This is a genomic window from Oryzihumus sp., assembly GCF_036391795.1.
Taxonomy (GTDB): Bacteria; Actinomycetota; Actinomycetes; order Actinomycetales; family Dermatophilaceae; genus Oryzihumus.
In genome coordinates, this window is the sequence record NZ_DASVZH010000235.1 from 1 (window position 1) to 21,777 (window position 21,777).

The window sequence follows — 21,777 nt, forward strand, 5'->3', positions numbered from 1 at the left end:
CGCACCGGCCCCGCCCCGTTGCCAAGCCCCGGCCAGTCACCGCGGCGGACGGCAAGGCGAGGACCCGGGCCAAGGGCGAGGCACGCCGCAAGGGCACGCGACGCACCGCGCCGGCGACCCCGCCCGCACCCGAGCCCCAGGTCGCGGAGGCCGCACCCGCCGCCGACCGCATCCACGTCAGCGGGGTGGAGGAGCTGGTCCAGGTCGCCGTGAGCATCCTGCGGACCGCGGCGCACGCTGCAGGCCTCTCCGGTGAGGAGGTCGAGCGCCAGGTGGCCGGCACGCTCGCGTTCCTGCGCCGACGGCTGACCGGCGACTACACCGTCGACGAGTTCGGCTTCGACCCCGACTTCACCGAGCACGCCTACCTGCCACTGCTGCGCCCGCTGTACCGCTCGTGGTTCCGGGTCGAGGTGCGCGGCATCGAGAACATCCCCGCCGAGGGCGGCGCGCTGGTCGTGGCGAACCACTCCGGCACCGTGGCGCTGGACTCGCTGATGACCCAGGTCGCCGTGCACGACGAGCACCCGGCGCACCGGCACCTGCGGATGCTCGGCGCCGACCTGGTGTTCCAGACCCCGGTGGTCGGCGACCTGGCCCGCAAGAGCGGCTCGACCCTGGCGGCCAACGCCGACGCCGAGCGGCTGCTGTCCTCCGGCGAGCTCGCCGGCGTCTGGCCCGAGGGGTTCAAGGGCATCGGCAAGCCGTTCAGCGAGCGCTACAAGCTGCAGCGGTTCGGACGGGGCGGCTTCGTCTCGGCGGCGCTGCGCACCGGCGTGCCGATCATCCCCTGCTCGATCGTGGGCGCCGAGGAGATCTACCCGATCATCGGCAACATGAAGGCCGTGGCACGGCTGCTCGGGGCGCCCTACGCCCCGATCACGCCGACCTGGCCGCTGCTGGGCCCGCTCGGCCTGATCCCGTTGCCCAGCAAGTGGATCATCGAGTTCGGTGCGCCGGTGGAGACCGACTCCCTGGGTCCGCAGGCGGCCGACGACCCGATGCTTGTGTTCGACCTCACCGACCAGGTCCGCGAGACGATCCAGCAGACGTTGTACTCGCTGCTGATGCAGCGGCGGTCGGTCTTCTTCTGAGGCCCACCCGACGTCCACCGTCCGTCGGGCCAGGACCATCGACCCGGTGTGCCCACGACCCCGCATCTGCCCACCTGCCCCGCTGATGCATCAGCGACCCACCGGGCGCCCAGGGGGGCCGGGTCCACAGCTGGTGGGGTGGCGGGCAGACGCGGGGCCGGCGAATGGTCACCAAGCGAGCGGCCAGGGCGGTCGACTCGATGAACGCCCCGGTGCGGGGAGGGGAGGCCTTCGGCCTACTTGCCCAGGCCGCCGGTGATGCCACCCACCCCGCTGACGGCCGAGGTCAGCGGGTCGGGCACCGGGACGCTGAGGGAGGCGCTGCTCCCCGAGGGGCTGACCTTGACCCCACCGGAGCCGACGCTGAGGCTGCCCACGCCCGGGACGCTGGCGCCGACGCCGACGGAGCCGCCGACCGACGAGGAGGAGCTGCCCAGCGAGACCCCCGGCAGGGGCACGGACACCGACACCCCGGGCAGCGAGGCGGACAGGCCGCCGCCAGCGCCGGACGTGCTGATGCCGACGCCCGGCAGCGAGGCCGAGCCACTGGGCACCAGCACCCCCGGCGTGCTGGTCGGCGCGGCCGCATCTGACGGGCGAGGAAGGGCCGGCAGCGTGGACGGGCCGGGGGTGGACCCGGGACGGTCCAGGGCGGCGCACGGCGCGCCGCAGGCCTCGACCTTGCGGGCCACCGCCTCCTCGCCGAGCTGGAGCAGGGTGACCAGCCGGTCGACCGCGGGCACGCTGGCCGCGGGCACCCGCGAGCGCAGCGCCTGGACCTGGGGCAGTGCCCGTGCGGTGAAGTCCTGGACCGCGATGAGCGCCTGCTGGTCGTGGTTGCTGTCGTAGAGCGCGAGGAGGGTGCGCTGGCCGCCGAGCGTCGCGTCGTAGGCCGCGCCGAGGGCCTCGTCGTAGGGCGCCGGGTCGGTGGTGCCGCCGTCGGCGAGGTCGCCGGCCTCGGAGATGTGCTGCTGGCCCTGGGCGAGGAGGGTCAGCCCCCGGTCGTGCTCGGAGCCGGCGAGCTGGACAGCGGCCGCGTCGAGCAGCTGCTTGACGGGGTAGAGCGCGGTGCCGGGCAGGGAGCCGCGCGAGACGACACCGACGGCAGCCGCGGCGACCAGCACGGTGGCGACGGCGCCCGCGAGCGCCCGCGGCAGGCCCCGGCCGACGACGAGCACCAGCGGGCCACCGCCGGGCGCGTGTTGCACAGCGGTGGGCCGGGCGGGGCGGGCGGGCAAGGTCTGCGCCTCGGCCCGCAGCCGCGCGCCGAGCTGCTCGACGAACTCCGGGCGCGGGGCGCACGCGGGGCCATCGAGGGTGGGGATGCGCGAGGCCGTGCGGACGAGGCTCGCGATCTCCTCGTCGGCGGGCGGAGCGCCCCCGAGGGCGCGGTGGAAGAGGTCGGCTCGGCGGCTCAGCAACGGCATACCGGCATTCCCTCCCCTGTGACGGTGACTGTTGACGACTGCGGCCCCATGCGTGTGGATCGTCCTGAGAACGACGTGTCGGGCCGTAGGTTACGCGGTCGATGGGTGGTGGTCATCGCTCAGAGCACCTCCCCGTCCAGGGCTCGGTGCAGGGCGCGGACGGCCCGTAGTTGCAGCTGCTTGACCGCTCCCTCGGACTTGCCGATCACGGCGGCGGTCTCGGCCAGGGACAGGCCCTGGAGGAAGCGCAGGACGACGCACTCGGCCTGCTCCGGCTTGAGGTCGCGGACCGCCTCGAGCAGGCGGGTGTCGCGCAGGTGCTGGAGCACCTCGGCCTCCGGCGCCTCGACCCGGCGGTCGGCGTCGAGCATGTCGGCGGTGCTGACCTCGAGGCGGAACCGCGCCGACTTGGCGTGGTCGGTGATGAGGTTGCGGGCGATGGTCACGAACCACGCCGCGATGTCACGGCCCTGCCAGGAGAAGGAGTCGATGCGGCGCAGCGCCCGCACGAACGTCTCGGAGGTGAGGTCCTCGGCCAGGTGCCGTGAGCCCACGCGCACGTAGATGTAGCGGTAGACCAGGTCGACGTAGCGCTCATAGAGCAGGCCGAACGCCTCGGCGTCGCCGCCCTGGGCCAGCTCGACGAGGGCGGCCACCCGGTCCATGTCCTCCGGGACGCCACCGGGCTGCTGCAGCGTCGTGCCACCCCCGCCGGGCGCCCCGCCGTCGCCGGCGGCAGCGGCGAGCAGGACCCGCAGGCTGTCCAGGAACGCCCGGGTGGCCTCGCCCAGGCCGTGGTCGGGCAGGACGGGTATGCCGGCCGGCACCGGGGCAGGCGCAGCCCACCGCGCGTCGCGGGCGCGGGCCCGGCGCGCGGGCAGGCTCGCGCGACCCTGCATCCTCCGGCTCACGATGGGGCAACCTCCTCGGCGCACAGTCTCCCCAAAGTCGCCCGAAATGTCAGGGGGGTCCGGGGTTTGACCCCGTAGAACCGGGCCTCAACGGCGCAGCCGGCGGGCCGAGGCTGCGGCCAGCGCCCCGGCCAGGGCGGTGGCTCCCGCCGCCTGGAGGCCGAGCTTGGCCGCCTTGCGCTTGGTGCGGTAGTCGCGCACCTGCCAGCCGTGGGCCCGGGCGTGCTCGAGCAGCCGGGCGTCGGGGTTGATGGCGTAGGGATGGCCCACCAGCGACAGCAGGGGGATGTCGTTGGCCGAGTCGGAGTAGGCCGAGCAGCGGGCCAGGTCCAACCCCTCCTCCTGCGCCAGCGCCCGCACCGCGACCGCCTTGGCCTCGCCGTGCAGCGGCTCGCCCTCCAGGCGTCCGGTGTAGAGACCGTCCCGGGTCTCCGCCACCGTGCCGAGCGCGCCGGAGAGGCCGAGCCGCCGGGCGATGACCTCGGCGACCTCGATCGGGGTGGCCGTGACCAGCCAGACCCGCTGGCCCGAGTCGAGGTGCATCTGCGCCATGGCGTGCGTGCCGGGCCAGATCTTCTCGCCCATCACCTCGTCGTAGATCTCCTCACCGATCTCGGTCAGTTCGGTCACCGAGTGGCCGGCGACGTAGCCCAGGCCCTGCTCGCGGATCTTGGCGACGTGGTCGAGGTTCTCCCCGACGGCGAGGTACCACGCCTGCTTCCACAGCATCGCGGCGATGTCGCGGGCGCCGAAGAACTTGCGCCGGTAGAGGCCCTTGGCGAGGTGGAAGACGCTCGCTCCCCGCAGCAGCGTGTTGTCGAGGTCGAAGAACGCCGCAGCGGTCGGGTCGGCCGGCACCGCCAGGGCGTTGTCCAGGCCCTCGGGAAGGTGGACGGCAGCCGCCACGGTCTCGCGCTCGTCGGGCCCCGCCGGCAGCTCCATGGCCCCAGCCTAGACCGGGACGAAGAGGGCGACATCGCGGCATACAGTGGTGAGGTGCCTGCCACCCCCGCGCCGCGCATCACCCTGATCGGCAAGCCCGGCTGCCACCTGTGCGACGACGCCCGCGAGGTCATCTCGCGGGTGGCCGACGACCTCGGCGTCGGCTGGCAGGAGTGGTCGGTGCTCGAGGACGACACGCTCATGGCGGCGTACGCCGAGCAGATCCCGGTCACGCTCGTGGACGGCCGCCAGCACGACTACTGGAGGGTCGACGAGCGGCGCCTGCGCGCCGCGCTCGGGGGCTGAGCCCCCGCATTGTCGGTGACATCGCTCACCTACCAGACGGCGGGGTCGGTTCGCGACTTTGTGCGTGTGTTCACAAAGACCTACCCTGAGGTGAACCCACGCGCTCCAGTCCGGCTTGTGACGTCCGGACCTGTACGGAAGGAGCCGGTGCGACCGTGACCGCCGACCCCGCAGCCCGTCGAGGAATACCCGACGCGACAGTTGCCCGGCTACCGGAGTACCTGCGTGCCCTGACGGACCTCGCGGAGCGCGGCATCACCTCCGTCTCCTCGGAGGAGCTCGCGACCGCGGCAGGGGTGCGCTCGGCCAAGCTGCGCAAGGACCTCTCCCACCTCGGCTCGTACGGCGTGCGAGGGGTCGGCTACGAGGTCGACCTGCTCGCCTACGAGATCTCCCGTGAGCTCGGCCTGACCCAGGACTGGCCCGTCGCCATCGTCGGGCTGGGCAACCTCGGGCACGCCCTGGCCAACTACTCCGGCTTCGTCACCCGCGGGTTCCGCGTGGTCGCGCTGCTGGACCACGACCCCGACATCGTCGGCCAGCCCATCGCCGGGGTGACCGTCCGCCCGATGGATGACCTCGAGCGGGTCGCCGAGGAGGACGGCATCGCCATCGGCGTCATCTCCACCCCGGCCGCCTCCGCCCAGGGCGTCTGTGACCGCCTCGTCGCCGCCGGGGTGCGCTCGATCCTCAACTTCGCCCCCTGCGTGCTGTCGGTGCCCCACGGCGTCGACGTGCGCAAGGTCGACCTGTCCATGGAGCTGCAGATCCTGGCCTTCCACGAGCAACGCAAGGCCCTCGCCGCCCGCCGCACCCCGCTGCGCGAGGTGGTCCGGTGAGCGTCGTCGTCCTCGGCCTGTCGCACCGCACGGCCCCGATCCCCGTCCTGGAGTCGGTCTCCCTGGACGCCGAGGGGGTGGCCGCGCTGGCCCGCACCGTCCGCGCCGGGGAGAGCGTGCACGAGGCCGTCGTGGTCTCCACCTGCAACCGGCTCGAGGTCTACGCCGAGGCCGCCACCTTCCACGGCGCGGTCAACGAGATCGGCGAGGCGCTCGCGGCCAGCTCCGGTGTGCCGCTGAACGACCTGCGCGAGCACCTCTACGTGCACTACGAGGACCGGGCGATCGCCCACGCCTTCACCGTCGCCTGCGGGCTGGACTCGATGGCGGTCGGCGAGGGGCAGATCCTCGGCCAGCTGCGCGAGGCCCTGCGCACCGCCCAGGCCGACGGGCAGGCCGGCGGCACCCTCGCCTCCCTGTTCCAGCAGGCGCTGCGGGTCGGCAAGCGCGCCCACTCCGAGACCGAGCTCGACACCGTCAGCGTCTCCCTCGTGGAGGCCGGGCTGGCCCGCGCCGCGCGGGCCCTGGGGCCGCTGGCGCAGACGCGGGTGCTCGTCGTCGGCGCCGGCTCGATGAGCAGCCTCGCCGCGACGACGGTCGCCCGCGGCGGCGCCGGTGACCTCGTGGTCATCAACCGCACGCGCAGCAAGGCCCAGCGGCTGGCCACCACGACCGGCGGGCGGTCCCTGCCGTTCGAGGACCTGCAGCAGGCGCTGCGCGAGGCCGACCTGGTCATCTCCTGCACCGGCGCGGTGGGCCACGTGCTCACTGCGGACATGGTCGCCCGGGCCGCCCTCGACCGGGCCGGCCGCCCGCAGGTGCTCGTCGACCTGGCCCTGCCCCGCGACGTCGACCCGCGTGCCGCCGAGGTCGAGGCGGCCGAGGTCGTCGGGCTCGAGGAGCTCGGCGCCGACCTCGCCCCCGGCCAGGTGAGCCCGCAGCTGCAGCAGGTCCAGGACCTCGTCACCGCCGAGGTCGCCGCCTACCTCACCGGCCGCCGGGCCCAGGCCGTGGCGCCCACCGTCGCCGCGCTGCGCTCCCGCGCCGCCGACGTCGTGGCCGCCGAGCTGTCCCGCCTCGAGCAGCGGCTGCCCCAGCTGGACGAGACCACTCGCGGCGAGGTCCAGCTCGCGGTGCACCGCGTGGTGGAGAAGCTGCTCCACGCCCCGACGGTGCGGGTCAAGGAGCTGGCCGGCGAGGGTCAGGGCGGCGACTACGCCCAGGCCCTGCGCGAGCTGTTCGACCTCGACCCGCACGACGTCGCCGCCGTCTCCGTGCCGCCCGAGGGGAGTGGTCTGGCGTGACCCGCCTGCGCCTGGGCACCCGCCGCTCCGCCCTCGCGACCACCCAGTCCGGGTGGGTCGCCGACCAGCTGCGCGCCCTCGGCCACGAGGTCGAGCTGGTCGAGATCACCACGTTCGGCGACACCTCCACCCAGCCGCTGTCCGCGATCGGCGGCACCGGCGTCTTCGCCGCGGCCATCCGCCAGGCGCTGCTGGCCGGTGAGGTCGACCTGGCCGTCCACTCGCTGAAGGACCTGCCCGTCGCGCCCGAGCCGGGCCTGGCCGTCGCCGCCGTGACGCGTCGGGAGGACCCCCGCGACGCGCTGGTCGCCCGCGACGGCCTCACGCTGGGCGAGCTCCCGGCCGGCGCCGTGGTCGGCACCGGGTCCCCGCGCCGCGCCGCACAGATCGCGGCCCTCGGCCTCGGCCTGGACGTCCGCGCCATCCGCGGCAACGTCGACACCCGCCTGCGACTCGTGCACGAGGGCAAGGTCGACGCGGTGGTCCTCGCCGCCGCCGGCCTGGCCCGCCTCGGCCGCCTCGACGAGGTGACCGAGCTGATCGACCCGCTGCAGATGCTGCCCGCCCCCGGGCAGGGCGCCCTCGCCGTCGAGGTGCGCAGCGACGACGCGGCGGCCACCGCGGCCGTGCGCTCCCTCGACGACGCCGACACCCGGGCCTCGGTCACCGCCGAGCGCGCCCTGCTCGCGGCGCTCGAAGCCGGCTGCACCGCGCCGATCGGCGCCCTGGCCGAGGTCGTCGAGGGAATGGACGGCGCGGAGCTGTCCGTGCGAGCCTTCGTGGGCAGCGAGGACGGAGCCGCCGAGCTGCGCCGCTCGGTCACCGGCCCGGTGCCCGAGGCCGAGCGTCTCGGCCGCGAGCTGGCCGCCGTCCTGCTCGAGGACGGAGCCCGCGACATCGTCACGGTCGGCCTGGGGCCGGCCGTCAGTGAGGACCGACCACCCGACCCAGACAGGGCGGGAGACCACAACCCCCAGCACGTGGCCGACCGCCCCCACGACCCCGCCGACCGCCCAGACCCGACCGCTCCGGAGCGTGCCCTGTGAGCCCCACGCGCTCAACCCCCAGCAACACCCACACGACCGCCACCACGACCAGCCGCACCAGCAAGCCCCTGGGCCGGGTCGCGTTCGTCGGTGCCGGTCCCGGCGACCCCGGCCTGCTGACGCAGCGTGCCGCCGACTACCTCGCCGCCGCCGACGTCGTCGTCATCGACCAGGTGGCCCGCGAGGACTTCATCGCGCCGTTCGTCCGCGAGGGCGTGGAGGTCGTCGACGCCGGCCACGGCGAGCACGGGCAGCCGCTGACCCACGCCTCCCGCGCCAAGCTCGTGGTCAAGGCGGCCAAGTCCGCCGGCGCCGCGGGCGGGCACGCCGGCCTGGTCGTGCGCCTCATGGACGGCGACCCGGCCACCTTCAACGGCCTGGCCGAGGAGGCCCTGGCCTGCCGCAAGGCCGGCATCGGCTTCGAGGTGGTCCCGGGTGTCAGTGCGGTCAGCGCCGTGCCCACGTATGCCGGGGTGCCGCTGACGTCCGCGTCGTCGCCGACGCTGCACGTCGTCTCGGGTGACAACACCAAGGTCGACTGGGCCCGCTCCACCGGCGCGGACGTCACCGTGGTCGTGCTCGGCACGCCGGAGTCCCTGGCCCGGTCCCTGGCCGACCTGCTGGCAGCCGGCCGTGACCCGGAGACGCCGGTCGCCCTGACCGAGCGCGGCACGACGATCACCCAGCGCACGCACACCACCACGCTGGGCTCGGTCGCCGCGACGATGAAGTCGGCCAAGGTCGAGTTCCCGACCCTCGCCGTCATCGGCGCCACGGTGGCCCTGCGTGAGCAGCTGTCGTGGTTCGAGACCAAGCCGCTGTTCGGCTGGAACATCCTGGTGCCGCGCACCAAGGACCAGGCCGGACCGATGACCGACCGGCTCGCCTCCTACGGGGCGACCAGCGACGTCGTCCCCACGATCAGCGTCGAGCCACCGCGCACGCCGCAGCAGATGGAGCGCGCGATCAAGGGGCTGGTCACCGGCCGCTACGAGTGGATCGGCTTCACCTCCGTCAACGCGGTGCGCGCGGTCAAGGAGAAGTTCGCCGAGTTCGGCCTCGACGCCCGGGCCTTCGCGGGGCTGAAGATCGCCGCCGTCGGCGGGGTCACCGCCGCGGCCCTGCGCGAGTGGGGCCTGGAGCCCGACCTGGTGCCCTCCGGGGAGCAGTCCGCCCAGGGCCTGCTGGCCGAGTGGCCGCCGTTCGACGAGGTGCTCGACCCGATCAACCGGGTCTTCCTGCCCCGCGCCGACATCGCCACGGACACCCTGGTCGCCGGCCTGGAGGAGATGGGCTGGGAGGTCGACGACGTGACGGCCTACCGGACCGTGCGCGCCGCCCCGCCGGCGGCGCCGGTGCGCGAGGCGATCAAGACCGGCAGGTTCGACGCGGTCGTGTTCACCTCCAGCTCCACGGTGCGCAACCTCGTGGGGATCGCCGGCAAGCCGCACTCCGCGACCGTCGTCGCCTGCATCGGCCCGGCCACGGCCAAGACCGCCGAGGAGCACGGTCTGCGGGTCGACGTCCTCGCGGCGGAGGCCTCGGCCGAGTCCCTCGTCGACGCGCTGGCCGAGTACGGCCTGGGCCTGGCCCTGGCGGCCACCGAAGCCGGCGAGCCGGTCGTGCGGCCCAGCGCCCGGAAGGCCTCCTCCCGGCGCAAGGCCAAGTGATGGGCTTCCCCGCCCAGCGCCCCCGCCGGCTGCGGCAGAGCCCGGCCGTGCGCCGGCTCGTGTCGGAGACGCGGCTGCACCCGGCCGACCTGATCCTGCCGATGTTCGTGCGGGAGGGGGCGGCCGAGCCGCTGCCGATCGGGTCGATGCCGGGCGTGGTCCAGCACTCCCTGGACTCGCTGGAGAAGGCCGCCGCCGAGGCCGTCGAGGCCGGCGTCGGCGGGCTGATGCTCTTCGGCGTGCCCTCGACCCGGGACGCGGTCGGCTCCGGCGCCGACGACCCCGAGGGCATCCTCAACCGGGGGCTGCGCCGGCTGCGCTCGGCGGTCGGGGACGACACGGTGGTCATGGCCGACCTGTGCCTGGACGAGTTCACCGACCACGGCCACTGCGGGGTGCTCGACGCGGCCGGCCGGGTGGACAACGACGCCACGCTGGAGCGCTACGCGGCGATGGGCCTGGCCCAGGCCGAGGCCGGGGCTCACGTGCTCGGCCTGTCCGGGATGATGGACGGCCAGGTCGGCCACGTCCGCGCCGCCCTCGACGCGGCCGGGCGCACCGACACGATCCTGCTGGCCTACGCCGCCAAGTACGCCTCGGGCTTCTTCGGCCCCTTCCGCGACGCGGTGGAGTCGACCCTGCAGGGTGACCGGGCGGCATACCAGCAGGACCCGGGCAACGCCGTGGAGGCGTTGCGCGAGGTGCGCCTGGACATCGCCGAGGGCGCGGACATGGTCATGGTCAAGCCCGCCCTGCCCTACCTGGACATCCTCTCGGCCGTCGCGGCCGAGTCGGAGGTGCCGGTGAGCGCCTACCAGGTCTCGGGGGAGTACGCCATGATCGAGGCCGCCGCCACCGCCGGGATGATCGACCGCGAGCGGGTGCTGATGGAGTCGCTCATCGCGATCCGCCGCGCCGGCGCGCAGAACATCCTCACCTACTACGCCGTCGAGGCCGCCCGCGCGCTGCGCTGAGCTGCCACGGCACGACGAAGGGCCGCACCCGGAGGAGTGGGTGCGGCCCTTCGTCGTGTGGCGCCGGGGTCAGACGGTCGCCGGGACCTTTGCGGCCACGAGCTGGATGTCCAGGTTGATCTTGACCTTGTCACTGACCAGGACGCCGCCGCCCTCGATCGCGGCGTTCCAGGTCAGGCCGAAGTCCTTGCGGTTGATCTCCGCGGAGGCCTCGAAGCCGGCGCGGGTGCCGCCCCACGGGTCCTTGGCCACGCCGTTGAAGCTGAGGTCGAACACGACGTGCTGGGTGACGCCCTTGATGGTGAGGTCGCCCTCGAGGGTGTCGGGGGTGACCTTGGTGCTGCGGAAGGTCATCTCCGGGTTGTTCTCGGTGTCGAAGAAGTCGGCCGAGCGCAGGTGGCCGTCGCGGTCGGGGCTGCCGGTCTCGACGGACGCGAGCTGGACGGTGGCCTCGACCGAGGAGTCCTCGAGCTGCTCGCCGACGGTGACCGTTGCCCGGAAGTCCTTGAACTGGCCGCGGACCTTGGTGACCATCAGGTGACGGGCCACGAAGCCCAGCTCGCTGTGCGAGGCGTCGACGTCCCAGGTGCCGGGGGTGAGGTCGGAGAAGGTGGTCATCGAGATACTCCTTGGGTGATTGCGGGTGGTGTCACGTCCCAGGCCGGTGTGGAAGGTCTGCCTGTGGCGTCCTGTTGTCGACTGTACGCCGATCTTGTTTAATCTTCAACCACTGAACGGTAAACTACATTCCATGAGCACTGACCTGACCGCACCACGCTGGCTCGACGACGAGGAGCAGCAGGCGTGGCGCTCCTACCTGCGCGCGAGCCGGCTCCTCGAGGTGGCCCTCGACCGTGACCTGATCGCGCACGGGGTGCAGCTGAGCGAGTACGAGATCATGTCGATGCTCAGCGAGAACCCGCGCCGACGGCTGCGCATGTCCGAGATCGCCACGCTCGTGGTGCAGTCGCGCAGCCGGCTCACGCACACCGCCTCCCGGCTGGAGAAGCGGGGCTTCGTGCGCCGCGAGCCGTGCGAGGGCGACCGCCGCGGCGTCGAGCTGGTCCTCACCGACGAGGGGTATGCCGCGGTGGAGGCCATCGCGCCGCTGCACGTCGCCAGCGTGCGGGCTGCGCTGACCGACCACCTCACGCGCGCCCAGCTGATCGCGATGGGTGCGGCGATGCAGGCCATCGCCGACGGCATCGAGGCCACCGGGGCGTGCGAGGAGGTGGCCGAGGGGGTCCTGCCGGCCTGAGACAATCGAGGGCATGACGGCATACCCCTTCGAGGCACCCGAGTCCCAGGCCCTGCTCGAGCGCGCGGCCCGCGTCACGCCCGGCGGCGTGAACAGCCCGGTGCGCGCCTTCCGTGCCGTGGGTGGCACCCCGCGGTTCATGGCGAGCGCGCAGGGACCGTGGCTGCGGGACGTCGACGGCCGGGAGTACGTCGACCTGGTCTGCTCCTGGGGGCCGATGATCCTGGGCCACGCCCACCCCGGCGTGATGGCGGCGGTGCAGGAGGCGGCGACCAAGGGGTTCAGCTTCGGCACGCCGAGCGAGAACGAGGTGGCCCTGGCCGAGGAGATCGTCGCCCGGGTCGAGCCGGTCGAGCAGGTGCGCCTGGTCAGCAGCGGCACCGAGGCGACGATGAGCGCGATCCGCCTGGCCCGCGGCTTCACCGGCCGCTCCAAGGTCGTCAAGTTCGCCGGCTGCTACCACGGCCACGTCGACGCGCTGCTCGCCTCGGCCGGCAGCGGCGTGGCCACCTTCGCCCTGCCGGACTCCGCCGGCGTGCCCGCCTCGAGCGCGGGCGAGACGATCGTGCTGCCCTACAACGACGTCGAGGCGCTCGAGGCGGCCTTCGCCGAGCACGGCGCCGAGATCGCCGCCGTCATCACCGAGGCGGCCGCCGGCAACATGGGCGTCGTCCCGCCGCTGCCCGGCTTCACCGAGGCCATGCGCCGGGTCACCCGCGAGCACGGTGCCCTGCTCATCTCCGACGAGGTCATGACCGGCTTCCGGTGCAGCGCGGCCGGCTGGTACGGCGTCGAGGGTCCGTACGACGGCGGCGCACCGGACCTGTTCACCTTCGGCAAGGTCATGGGCGGCGGGTTCCCCGCGGCCGCGTTCGGCGGTCGTGCCGACGTCATGGCGATGCTCGCGCCGCTAGGCCCCGTCTACCAGGCCGGCACGCTGTCGGGTAACCCGGTGGCCACCGCCGCCGGCCTGGCCACCCTCCAGGGCTGCACGGCCGAGGTCTACCAGCGCCTGGCCGACGTGAGTTCCGCCATAGCCACGGCCACCACGCAGGAGCTGTCGCGGCACGGCATACCGCACGTCGTGCAGTGGGCCGGGAGCATGTTCTCGGTGTTCTTCCGCGAGGAGGCCGTGCACAACTACGACGACGCCAAAGCCCAGAACTCCCAAGCGTTCTCGGCCTTCTTCCACTCGATGCTCAGCCAGGGCGTGCACCTTCCGCCGAGCGCGTTCGAGGCGTGGTTCGTCAGCGCGGCCCACGACGACGCGGCCGTCGACCAGGTCATCTCCGCGCTGCCCGCGGCGGCCCGGTCCGTCACAGAGTCGTTTGCGACAATCGGGGCATGACCCCGCAGATGTCCTCCACCGGTGTGCGCACCGTGGTGCACGTGATGCGCCACGGTGAGGTCCACAACCCCACCGGCGTGCTCTACGGGCGGCTGCCCGACTTCCACCTGTCCGAGCTCGGGCGGGACATGGCGCAGACGGTGGCCGACCACCTCGCCGTGCGCGACGTCACCCACGTCGTCGCGTCCTCGCTGGACCGGGCCCAGGAGACGGCCACCCCGATCGCGGCGGCCCACGACCTGGCCATCCACACCGACGACCGGGTCATCGAGGCGGGCAACTACTTCGAGGGGCGCACCTTCGGCGTCGGCGACGGGTCTCTGCGCCACCCCGAGCACTGGCCCAAGCTGGTCAACCCGTTCCGGCCCTCCTGGGGCGAGCCCTACCAGGAGATCGCCGCCCGCATGGTGGCCGCAGTAGCCGACGCGCGCGCCGCGGCCCGCGGCCACGAGGCGGTCGTGGTCTCCCACCAGCTGCCGGTGTGGACCCTGCGCAACAGGCTCGAGGGCCGGCGGCTCTGGCACGACCCGCGCAAGCGGCAGTGCGCCCTGGCCTCGCTGACGACGCTGAGCTTCCTGGGGGACGAGCTCGAGTCGATCACCTACAGCGAGCCCGCCGGCGCGCTGCTGGCCCACGCGGCCAGGAAGGCGGGCGCGTGAGGTTCGTGGCACTCGGGGTGGCCGCCGCGCTGGCCCTCGGCCTGTCGGCCTGCAGCAGCGACCCCAACTCGATCTCGGCCCAGGCGAAGTCCGGCGACCGCAAGGGCTTCGTCTCCGGCGACGGCACCGTCGAGCGGATCGCGCTGGACAAGCGCGAGGACGCAGTGCGCCTCACGGGCACCACCGTCGACGGCAAGCCGTGGTCCATGGACCGGGCCCGCGGCAAGGTCCTCGTGGTCAACGTCTGGGGCTCCTGGTGCGGTCCGTGCGTGTCCGAGGCCGGTGACCTGCAGCAGGCATGGGGCTCCTACGAGAAGGCCAACAAGCCGGTGCAGTTCCTCGGCCTGGACTTCAAGGAGGGCCCGGACGCGGGCGCGGCGTTCCTGCGCTCGCGCGGCATCACCTACCCCTCCCTGGCCTACGACGGCGGTGCCCCGGTGCTGGCCCTGCGCGGCAAGGCCCCGACGGTGCCGACGACGCTGGTCCTGGACACCCGCGGCCGGATCGCCGCGCGCGTGCTCGGCCCCGTGCAGACCTCCACCCTGACCGGCCTCGTCGACGACGTCCTCGCCGAGAAGGCCTGAGCAGGCCCGAGATGACCGGCCTGGCCCCCCTGCACGCGAGCGTGGTCGCATCCGTGACCGCGGACGCGGGCGCCACCGTGGCCACCGGCGCGCTGCCGGTCGCCGTCGCGGTCGCGCTCGTGGCGGGGCTGGTCTCCTTCGCCTCACCGTGCGTGCTGCCGCTCGTGCCCGGCTTCCTCGGCTACGTCACCGGCCTGTCCGACGTGGCGCTGGCCCGGCGCGGGCGCGGCCGCCTGTTCACCGGGGCGCTGCTGTTCGTCCTCGGCTTCAGTGCCGTCTTCGTCGCGGGCGCCGCGTTCTTCGCCTCGGTCGGGGCAGTGCTGGTCGAGTACCGCACCACGCTGATGCGCGTCGGCGGGGTGCTGGTGATCCTCATGGCGCTGGTGTTCCTCGGCGTCGGCGGCCTGGGCACGCAGCGCACCTTCGCGCCGCGCTGGCGCCCCCGCGCCGGGCTGCTCGGCGCCCCGCTGCTCGGCGTCGTGTTCGGCCTGGGCTGGGCCCCCTGCACCGGCCCGACCCTGGGCGCCGTGATGACCCTGGCCACCACCAGCGGCGACGCCAACGCGGTGGCCCGCGGGACCGTCCTCGCCGTGGCCTACTGCCTCGGGCTCGGGGTGCCGTTCCTGCTCATCGCCCTCGGCTACAGCCGCGCCGGCCGGGCCTCCGGCTGGCTCAAGCGCCACCACCGCGGCATCCAGGTCGCCGGCGGCCTGCTGCTCCTCGCGGTCGGCGTCCTGCTGGTCACCGGCCTGTGGGACACCGTGACCACCACCCTCCAGACCCGTCTGGTCGACAACTTCAGGACGGTGCTCTAGATGAGCCGCGCCGACGAGCGCCTCGACACCCGCCCCGACGAGACCGAGGACACCGCGGTCACCCTGCCGCGCCTCGGCCCGCTCGGGATGCTGCGCTGGGCGTGGCGGCAGCTGACCAGCATGCGCACCGCGCTGTTCCTGCTGCTCCTGCTGGCCATCGCCGCGGTCCCCGGCTCGATCTGGCCCCAGCGCAACATCGACGCCGGCCGCGTCGCCGACTACCTGGCCCAGCACCGCAGCCTCGGCCCGTGGCTGGACCGCCTCGACTTCTTCGACGTCTACTCCTCACCCTGGTTCGCGGCGATCTACCTGCTGCTGTTCGTCTCCCTCGTGGGCTGCGTGGTGCCCCGTTCGCGGATCCACTGGCACGCCATGCGCGCCGTCCCGCCGCGCGCCCCGCGCCGCCTGGAGCGGCTGCCCGAGCACGGCGAGGTCACCGTCGAGGCCGAGCCGGCCGCCGTGCTCCAGGCGGCCCGCGAGGTGCTTCGGCGCAAGCGGTTCCGGGTGCACGCCCACGACGAGGGCTCCCTCAGCGCCGAGAGCGGCTACCTGCGCGAGACGGGCAACCTGGTCTTCCACCTGGCCCTGATCGTCGTCATCGTCGGTATCGCGGTCGGTCACCTCTTCGGGTGGCGCGGCGACGTCATCGTCCCCGCCGGGGAGACGTTCTCCAACACCCTCTCGGCCTACGACACCATCGACCCGGGCCCGTGGGTGAACGCCGAGAGCCTCACCCCGTTCTCCGTGGCGGTGGACAAGCTCGACGTGACCTTCGAGGAGAAGGCGCAGGGGGCCCAGCGCGGGGCGCCGCGCGACTTCACGGCATACACGACCACGCGCGACAACCCCGACGCTGCGCCGCAGAAGCAGGTGCTCAAGGTCAACCACCCGCTGTCCATGGGCGGTGCGTCGGTGTTCCTGCTCGGCAACGGCTACGCGCCCGTGGTCACGGTGCGTGACGCCAAGGGGCAGGTGCTCTACCACCAGGCCACGCCGTTCCTGACCCAGGACAACAACTACAAGTCGGTCGGCGCGGTGAAGGTGTCGGCGGCCAGCCCCAAGCAGCTGGGCTTCTTCGGCTTCTTCCTGCCGACCGCCTACATCGACAAGACCTTCGGGCCCTCCTCGGCCTTCCCTGACCTGAAGAACCCCGCGCTGGCGCTCGGGGTCTACGAGGGCGAGCTCTACCCCGGTGGCCGGCCCCAGTCGGTCTACACCCTCTCGACCGAGAAGATGACCCAGCTGACCGACGGCAAGGGCACCCCGCTGCGGATCTGGCTGACCCCGGGCAAGAGCTACCAGCTGCCCGGCGGGCGCGGCAGCATCACCTTCGACGGGGTGCAGCGCTTCGCCGGCCTGTCGGTCCGCCACGACCCGGGCAAGCCGTTCGCGCTGTGGGGCGCGCTGCTGGCTCTGGCCGGCCTGATCGCCTCGCTGATGATCCGCCGCCGGCGCGTGTTCGTCCGGGTGCAGGGGATCACCGCTGGCCAGCCGGGGTCGGGCATGGACATCACCGGCACGGGACGTACCGTGGTCACCATCGGCGCCCTGGCCAAGGGTGAGGACGCCGGGCTCGCAGGTGCCGTCGAGGACCTGCTCGCCTCCATCGCAGAACGGACAGGGCGCACCGCATGAGCAACGAGATCCTGACGAACCAGACGCTCGCGTCGTACTCGAACCTGAGCCTCTACTCCGCCATGGCGGTCTTCACCATCGCCATGATCTCCTTCGCCATCGACCTCGCCGGCGTCGCGCCCAAGGTCGCCGCACCGGCGCGGGAGCTGGCCGGGGCCGGCGGCCCGGCGACCACCGAGGTCACCCCGGCCGCGCCCGCTCCGCGCCGCCGCAAGGCCGCCGGCATCGGGATGTCCCTGTCCTGGCTGGGGGCCGCGCTCCTCGTCGCGGCGACCGCGCTGCGCGGGCTGTCGGTCGAGCGCCCGCCGCTGGGCAACATGTACGAGTTCTCCCTCGTCGGCTGCTCCTTCGTCATGGCCGTCTTCCTCGGGCTGTCCACCCGCCGCGACCTGCGCTGGCTGGGCCTGTTCGTCGTCGGCCCGGTGCTGCTGACCCTGGGCCTGGCGATCACCGTCTTCTACACCGCGGCCAGCCAGCTGCTGCCGTCGCTGAAGTCCTACTGGCTGGTCATCCACGTCACCGTCGCCACACTGTCCGTCGCGGTGTTCACCATCGCGTTCAGCGTGACGATCCTCTACCTGGTCATGAGCTGGCTCGAGGCGCTGCCCGCCGAGCAGGTCACCGGGATGCGCGCCAAGGTGCACACCGCCCTGCCGTCGGCCCGCCAGCTGGACCGGACGGCATACGGCCTGCACATCGTGGCCTTCCCGCTGTGGACGTTCACCCTCATCGCCGGCGCGATCTGGGCCGAGCAGGCCTGGGGTCACTACTGGAACTGGGACCCCAAGGAGGTGTGGACCTTCGTCATCTGGGTGGTCTACGCCGCCTACCTGCACGCCCGCGCCACCACCGGCTGGTCCGTCCGCCGCGCCGCCTACCTCGCCCTGGCCGGCTACGGCTGCATCCTCGTCAACTACATGGTCGTCAACGTGTTCTTCGTCGGCCAGCACTCCTACTCCGGAATGTGACCGATGGCTCGCTACACCGTCCTGCGCCTGCTGATGTTCCTGGGCTTCATCTGCCTGGGCTACCTCATCGGGCTGCGTGAGATCTGGCTCGTCGTCGTGGCCGCGCTCGGCTCGATGGTCGTGTCCTTCTTCGTCCTCGCCGGACCGCGCGAGGAGTTCAGCCGCAAGGTCGCCGCGCGGGTCGAGCAGCGCCAGGCGCGCGTGACCGAGCGTCGCAGCGACGAGCAGGTCGAGGACGACGAGGACGGCGGCGCCGCGCACGCCTGAGCGCCGCGCGTCCTGCTGCACCACCGAACACCTCATATCCGTCGTTTCCGGGCCCTGGAGGCCGCGAAACGACGGATATGAGGTGTTCGGTCGGGAGGAGAGCGGCTGAGTCAGGCGGGGTATGCCGGGTGGCCGGGCGGGTCAGGCCAGGGCCAGTCCCAGCGCGAGCAGCGCGGCGTAGACCAGCTCGAACCGGCCGGTGCCGGCCAGCACGGGGACGAGGTCCCGGCCCCGGGCACCGCCCCACACCCGGCGCACCAGCGGGACCGCCAGGGCGAAGGACGCCAGCGCGATGAGCGCGGGCCAGGCCGACGACAGTCCGGCCACGACGACGCCGACGAACGCGACGGCGAGCAGGCCGGCATACAGGGTGCGGGTGCGGTGGTCACCGAGCCGCACGGCGAGGGTGCGCTTGCCGGACACCGTGTCGCCGGGGATGTCGCGCAGGTTGTTGGCGACCAGGATCGCCGCGGCGATCGCGCCGATGCCGACCGCGCCGGCCCACGCGGCGGCGGAGAGCTCGTGCGCCTGGGTGTAGGTGGTGCCGAGGACGGCGACCAGGCCGAAGAAGACGAAGACGAAGACCTCACCCAGGCCCGCGTAGCCGTAGGGGCGCTTGCCGCCGGTGTAGTACCAGGCGGCCACGATCGCGGCGGCGCCGACCCACAGGAGCACCCACGCCTCGCTCAGCGCGACGAGGGCCAGGCCGAACAGCGCGGCCGCCGCGAAGGAGGCCATCGCCGCAAGCTTGACGTTGCCCGGCGTGGCCAGCCGCTGCCCGACCAGCCGCACCGGCCCGACCCGGTCGGCGTCGGTGCCGCGGATGCCGTCGGAGTAGTCGTTGGCGTAGTTGACGCCCACCTGCAGCGCCAGCGAGACGAGCAGCGCGAGCACCGCGTCCGCGGCGTTGAAGCTCGCGAGGGCAGCGGCGGCACCGCTGCCGACGAGGACGGGCGCGACGGCGGCGGGAAGGGTCTTGGGGCGGGCACCCTCGACCCACTGGGACAACGTGGCCATGGGGTGATTCTCGCTGGCAGGTTCGGGCGATTCGCCCCCGGGGTGCGTGTGTCGGTGCGAGGATTCCGCCCGTGACCGAGGGGGATATGCGGTTCGTGGCCGATGCCCGACCCGCGGAGCACACCGACCTGACCACCGACGCGCCCGGCGTCATGTGCCCGAGCTGCCGGGTCACTGTGCCGAACGGCGGCGCGTGGGTGACGTGGTGCGACGCGTGCGACTGGAACGTCTCGGGCGGGCGACAACCCGAGCCGAAGAAGGGCCTCCGCCGCGTCCAGGCACGGATCGTCACCCGCGCCGCGGAGCGGCTCCACGCGGAGATGGTCGGCCACGGGTCGGCCGGGACAGGTCGTGTCCCGATGGGGGCGGCGTTCGGCGCCGCGGTGGTCATCTCGATCGTCGTGCTCACGGGAGTGGTCGCGCTGGCCGCCTGCGTGATCTGGGCGGCGGCGGTGGCGCACGCCTGGTGGCACTGGCCGCTGGCCGTCTTCTGCGGGCTCCTCCTCGCTGCCCTCCTGCCGCGACCGAACCCGCTCCGGGACGACGTCCTGGAGCTCACGCGTGAGGAGGCCCCGCACACCTGGCGGCTGGTCGATGAGGTCTCGGACCGACTTGGGCTGCGTCCTCCGGCCGTGTTGGGCTTCGACCCGCGTTTCAACGCCGCGGTCACCCGCATCGGGTGGCGTCACCGCTCCACCCTCATCATCGGTGCCCCCTGCTGGACGCTCCTGGACATGCAGGAGAAGGTGGCGCTGCTGGGCCACGAGCTGGGCCATGTCCGCCACGGCGACACCGCCTGGCGCGTTCCGGTCTCCGCCGCGAGCACGGTCCTCGGCCGGCTCCAGGGCCTGTTGCAGCCTGATCCCGTGTGGTCGGCGCGTCGCGGACTCGGGCTGTTCGGCCCCGCGGTCAACGCGCTGAAGTGGGTGCTTCGGATGCCGGTGACAGGCCTGCTGGTGCTGCTGTCCGTGGCCACCGCGCGATACGGCCAGCGCAAGGAGTACCACGCAGATCTCGCAGCCGCAGGGATGGCCGGCCCGGCAGCGGCGAGCTCGCTGCTGGTGCGACTCCTCGGTCTGGAGGGGACGACAGTCAGGGTGGCCGCCGCTGTCCGGCGCGGCGAGGGGCCGTGGCACACGCTGGGGACGTCGGCTCGCATCCCTGCGCGGGAGCGTGAACGGCTGATGCGTCTGGGCGTGCGCGACGGGCACCGGGTCGACGACACCCATCCGCCGACCCACCTGCGACTCGACCTGGTGAGCTCGGTCAAGCCCGTGGTCGCGCCGTTCAGCGCGGATCACCTTGCGGTGGGGGTGGAGCGCGAGCTCGCCGCCGTCCAGGTCCGCCTCACGCGGCGGGTGGAGGATGAGCTGCGGGACGCCTGAGCGCTAGAGGTTGCGCAGGAAGTCGGGGTCGTCGTCAGGGCCCAGCGGTCTGCCGCGTCCCGGGCCGCGACCGCGGTCGCCGTACCCCCGGCGCGGCCGGCCCGCGACGAACCACGCGATCGCCCCGATCGGCGGGAAGAGCAGGATCAGCACGACCCAGAACAGCTTGGGCAGGTTGCGCTGGGCCTCCTGGTCGGTCTGGATGCAGTCGATGACGGCGTAGATCGTCAGCGCGAGACCCAGCACTGGCAGCAGCACGCGTGCCATCCTCGTCGCCTCCCCGGCCTCGGTCCTGTGGTGACCGATTCTCTCACCGCGCGACGGACTCCCCGAACAGGGCCCGCAAGGCCGCCCGGTCCGGCTTGCCGGGGCCGCGCACCGGGATCGCGGGCAGCACCAGCAGCCGCCGCGGCAGCGCGTGGCCGGGCAGTATGCCGTGCAGCCGCGCCCGCACGTCGGCCAGCGACGGCGGGGCGGCCGGGTCCGCCACCACGACGGCGGCGGCCACGGCCTGGCCCCACTCCTCGTCGGGCACACCGACCACCACGGCCTCGGTGACGCCCCCGACGTGGCCCAGCAACGCCTCCTCCACGACCCGCGGCGCCACCTTGACCCCACCGGTGTTGACCAGGTCGTCCACCCGCCCCTGCACGTGCAGCGTGCCGTCGCCGTCGACCTGCCCCAGGTCGTCGGTGCGGAACCAGCGGGTGCCGTCCGGGCCCCGGGTGAACGCGGCGGCGCCCAGCTCGGGCTCGGCGAGGTAGCCGTGGGCCACGGTCGGGCCGCCCAGGCTGATCCGGCCGTCGTCGTCGAGGTCGACCCGGGTGCCCTCCAGCGGGAGCCCGTCGTAGACACAGCCCCCGGCGGTCTCGCTCATGCCGTACGTCGTGGCGACGGTGACACCGGCGTCCCGCGCCGCGGCGAGCAGGCTGGGCGGCGCGGCCGCCCCACCGAGCAGCACCGCGGCATACCCGGCGAGGGCCGCCCGGCTCTCAAGGCCCTGGAGCAGGCGCACCAGCTGGGTGGGCACGAGGGCGGTGTAGCGCCGGGTGGCCCGGTCCAGGCGGCCGGTGGCCGCGACGAACGCCGCCGGGGTGAAGCCGGCGCTGGTGTCCACGGCGACCGGGACGGTGCCGGCGACCAGCGACCGCACCAGCACCTGCAGGCCGGCCACGTGATGCGCCGGCATCGCCAGCAGCCACTGGCCGTCCCCGCCGAGGCGGGCGTGCGTGGCCCGCGCCGAGGCCTGCAGCGCGGCGGTGGTGAGCAGGGCGCGCTTGGGCCGGCCGGTGGACCCGGACGTGCCCACGGCCAGGGCCAGGTCGGGC

The 21,777-nt window shown here is 73.5% G+C and carries 23 protein-coding genes; 16 read left to right on the top strand and 7 right to left on the bottom strand.

Features of this window, described 5'->3' with window-relative positions:
* Window positions 1-1,094, top strand: a 1,094-nt coding sequence (locus tag VF825_RS14585) for a lysophospholipid acyltransferase family protein (RefSeq protein WP_414695870.1), incomplete at its 5' end; no start/stop codon positions are given.
* Between the two features lie 236 nt (window positions 1,095-1,330).
* Here VF825_RS14585 and VF825_RS14590 read toward each other — a convergent pair.
* The 3 genes from VF825_RS14590 to VF825_RS14600 form a co-directional block, all read right to left on the bottom strand.
* Window positions 1,331-2,521 (bottom strand): hypothetical protein, encoded by a 1,191-nt coding sequence (locus VF825_RS14590; protein WP_331114556.1) that lies wholly within the window; start codon window positions 2,519-2,521, stop codon window positions 1,331-1,333.
* A 119-nt stretch (window positions 2,522-2,640) separates the two neighbouring features.
* Window positions 2,641-3,432, bottom strand: coding sequence for a sigma-70 family RNA polymerase sigma factor (locus VF825_RS14595; protein WP_331114558.1), 792 nt, complete (start codon window positions 3,430-3,432; stop codon window positions 2,641-2,643).
* Window positions 3,433-3,519: 87 nt separating this feature from the next.
* Window positions 3,520-4,374 (bottom strand): HAD-IB family hydrolase, encoded by an 855-nt coding sequence (locus tag VF825_RS14600; protein ID WP_331114560.1) that lies wholly within the window; start codon window positions 4,372-4,374, stop codon window positions 3,520-3,522.
* Between the two features lie 54 nt (window positions 4,375-4,428).
* Between VF825_RS14600 and VF825_RS14605 the strand changes: the two genes are divergently transcribed.
* The 6 genes from VF825_RS14605 to hemB all read left to right on the top strand — a co-directional run bounded on the left by VF825_RS14605 (window position 4,429) and on the right by hemB (window position 10,513).
* Window positions 4,429-4,680 (top strand): glutaredoxin family protein, encoded by a 252-nt coding sequence (locus VF825_RS14605; RefSeq protein WP_331114562.1) that lies wholly within the window; start codon window positions 4,429-4,431, stop codon window positions 4,678-4,680.
* A 155-nt stretch (window positions 4,681-4,835) separates the two neighbouring features.
* Window positions 4,836-5,519, top strand: a complete 684-nt coding sequence (locus VF825_RS14610) for a redox-sensing transcriptional repressor Rex (protein ID WP_331114564.1) — start codon at window positions 4,836-4,838, stop codon at window positions 5,517-5,519.
* A complete protein-coding gene (locus tag VF825_RS14615; protein WP_331114567.1) occupies window positions 5,516-6,823 on the top strand; it encodes a glutamyl-tRNA reductase in 1,308 nt (435 codons plus the stop codon). The genes VF825_RS14610 and VF825_RS14615 overlap by 4 nt, the downstream gene beginning before the upstream one ends.
* Window positions 6,820-7,869, top strand: a complete 1,050-nt coding sequence (hemC, locus tag VF825_RS14620; protein WP_331114568.1) for a hydroxymethylbilane synthase — start codon at window positions 6,820-6,822, stop codon at window positions 7,867-7,869. Before VF825_RS14615 ends, hemC begins: the two co-directional genes overlap by 4 nt.
* Complete coding sequence (locus VF825_RS14625; protein ID WP_414695871.1) at window positions 7,866-9,539, top strand: uroporphyrinogen-III synthase; 1,674 nt, start codon at window positions 7,866-7,868, stop codon at window positions 9,537-9,539. Before hemC ends, VF825_RS14625 begins: the two co-directional genes overlap by 4 nt.
* The gene (gene hemB / locus VF825_RS14630) at window positions 9,539-10,513 is read left to right on the top strand and encodes a porphobilinogen synthase (RefSeq protein ID WP_331114570.1); all 975 of its coding nucleotides are present in this window, start codon (window positions 9,539-9,541) and stop codon (window positions 10,511-10,513) included. The genes VF825_RS14625 and hemB overlap by 1 nt, the downstream gene beginning before the upstream one ends.
* A gap of 69 nt (window positions 10,514-10,582) precedes the next feature.
* On the opposite strand, the gene VF825_RS14635 is transcribed toward hemB, so the two are convergent.
* Entirely contained in the window at window positions 10,583-11,131 is a 549-nt protein-coding gene (locus VF825_RS14635; protein WP_331114572.1) for a YceI family protein, read from the bottom strand.
* Window positions 11,132-11,264: 133 nt separating this feature from the next.
* Here VF825_RS14635 and VF825_RS14640 point away from each other — a divergent pair, with 133 nt between their 5' ends.
* From VF825_RS14640 to VF825_RS14675, 8 genes are read left to right on the top strand one after another with little or no spacing between them, the layout of a single operon-like run.
* A complete protein-coding gene (locus VF825_RS14640) occupies window positions 11,265-11,771 on the top strand; it encodes a MarR family winged helix-turn-helix transcriptional regulator (RefSeq protein WP_331114574.1) in 507 nt (168 codons plus the stop codon).
* A gap of 13 nt (window positions 11,772-11,784) precedes the next feature.
* Window positions 11,785-13,119 carry a glutamate-1-semialdehyde 2,1-aminomutase gene (gene hemL, locus VF825_RS14645; protein ID WP_331114576.1) on the top strand — a complete coding sequence of 445 codons (1,335 nt, stop codon included), beginning with the start codon at window positions 11,785-11,787 and terminating at the stop codon, window positions 13,117-13,119.
* A 23-nt stretch (window positions 13,120-13,142) separates the two neighbouring features.
* Window positions 13,143-13,778 (top strand): histidine phosphatase family protein, encoded by a 636-nt coding sequence (locus VF825_RS14650; RefSeq protein WP_331114601.1) that lies wholly within the window; start codon window positions 13,143-13,145, stop codon window positions 13,776-13,778.
* Window positions 13,775-14,362 (top strand): TlpA disulfide reductase family protein, encoded by a 588-nt coding sequence (locus tag VF825_RS14655; protein ID WP_331114578.1) that lies wholly within the window; start codon window positions 13,775-13,777, stop codon window positions 14,360-14,362. Before VF825_RS14650 ends, VF825_RS14655 begins: the two co-directional genes overlap by 4 nt.
* A 53-nt stretch (window positions 14,363-14,415) precedes the next feature.
* A complete protein-coding gene (locus VF825_RS14660) occupies window positions 14,416-15,177 on the top strand; it encodes a cytochrome c biogenesis CcdA family protein (protein ID WP_331114580.1) in 762 nt (253 codons plus the stop codon).
* A complete protein-coding gene (gene resB, locus VF825_RS14665) occupies window positions 15,178-16,812 on the top strand; it encodes a cytochrome c biogenesis protein ResB (RefSeq protein ID WP_331114582.1) in 1,635 nt (544 codons plus the stop codon). It begins immediately after the preceding gene.
* Entirely contained in the window at window positions 16,809-17,780 is a 972-nt protein-coding gene (gene ccsB, locus VF825_RS14670; RefSeq protein WP_331114584.1) for a c-type cytochrome biogenesis protein CcsB, read from the top strand. Before resB ends, ccsB begins: the two co-directional genes overlap by 4 nt.
* 3 nt (window positions 17,781-17,783) lie before the next feature.
* Window positions 17,784-18,047 carry a DUF4229 domain-containing protein gene (locus VF825_RS14675; RefSeq protein ID WP_331114586.1) on the top strand — a complete coding sequence of 88 codons (264 nt, stop codon included), beginning with the start codon at window positions 17,784-17,786 and terminating at the stop codon, window positions 18,045-18,047.
* A 141-nt stretch (window positions 18,048-18,188) separates the two neighbouring features.
* Here VF825_RS14675 and VF825_RS14680 read toward each other — a convergent pair whose 3' ends face one another.
* Window positions 18,189-19,064, bottom strand: coding sequence for a 1,4-dihydroxy-2-naphthoate polyprenyltransferase (locus VF825_RS14680; RefSeq protein ID WP_331114588.1), 876 nt, complete (start codon window positions 19,062-19,064; stop codon window positions 18,189-18,191).
* Between the two features lie 71 nt (window positions 19,065-19,135).
* Here VF825_RS14680 and VF825_RS14685 point away from each other — a divergent pair, with 71 nt between their 5' ends.
* Complete coding sequence (locus tag VF825_RS14685; protein WP_331114590.1) at window positions 19,136-20,449, top strand: M48 family metallopeptidase; 1,314 nt, start codon at window positions 19,136-19,138, stop codon at window positions 20,447-20,449.
* A 3-nt stretch (window positions 20,450-20,452) separates the two neighbouring features.
* Here VF825_RS14685 and VF825_RS14690 read toward each other — a convergent pair whose 3' ends face one another.
* Entirely contained in the window at window positions 20,453-20,716 is a 264-nt protein-coding gene (locus tag VF825_RS14690) for a PLDc N-terminal domain-containing protein (protein ID WP_331114592.1), read from the bottom strand.
* Window positions 20,717-20,759: 43 nt separating this feature from the next.
* Window positions 20,760-21,777: o-succinylbenzoate--CoA ligase (gene menE / locus VF825_RS14695; RefSeq protein ID WP_331114595.1), on the bottom strand; the 1,018-nt coding region annotated here is incomplete at its 5' end.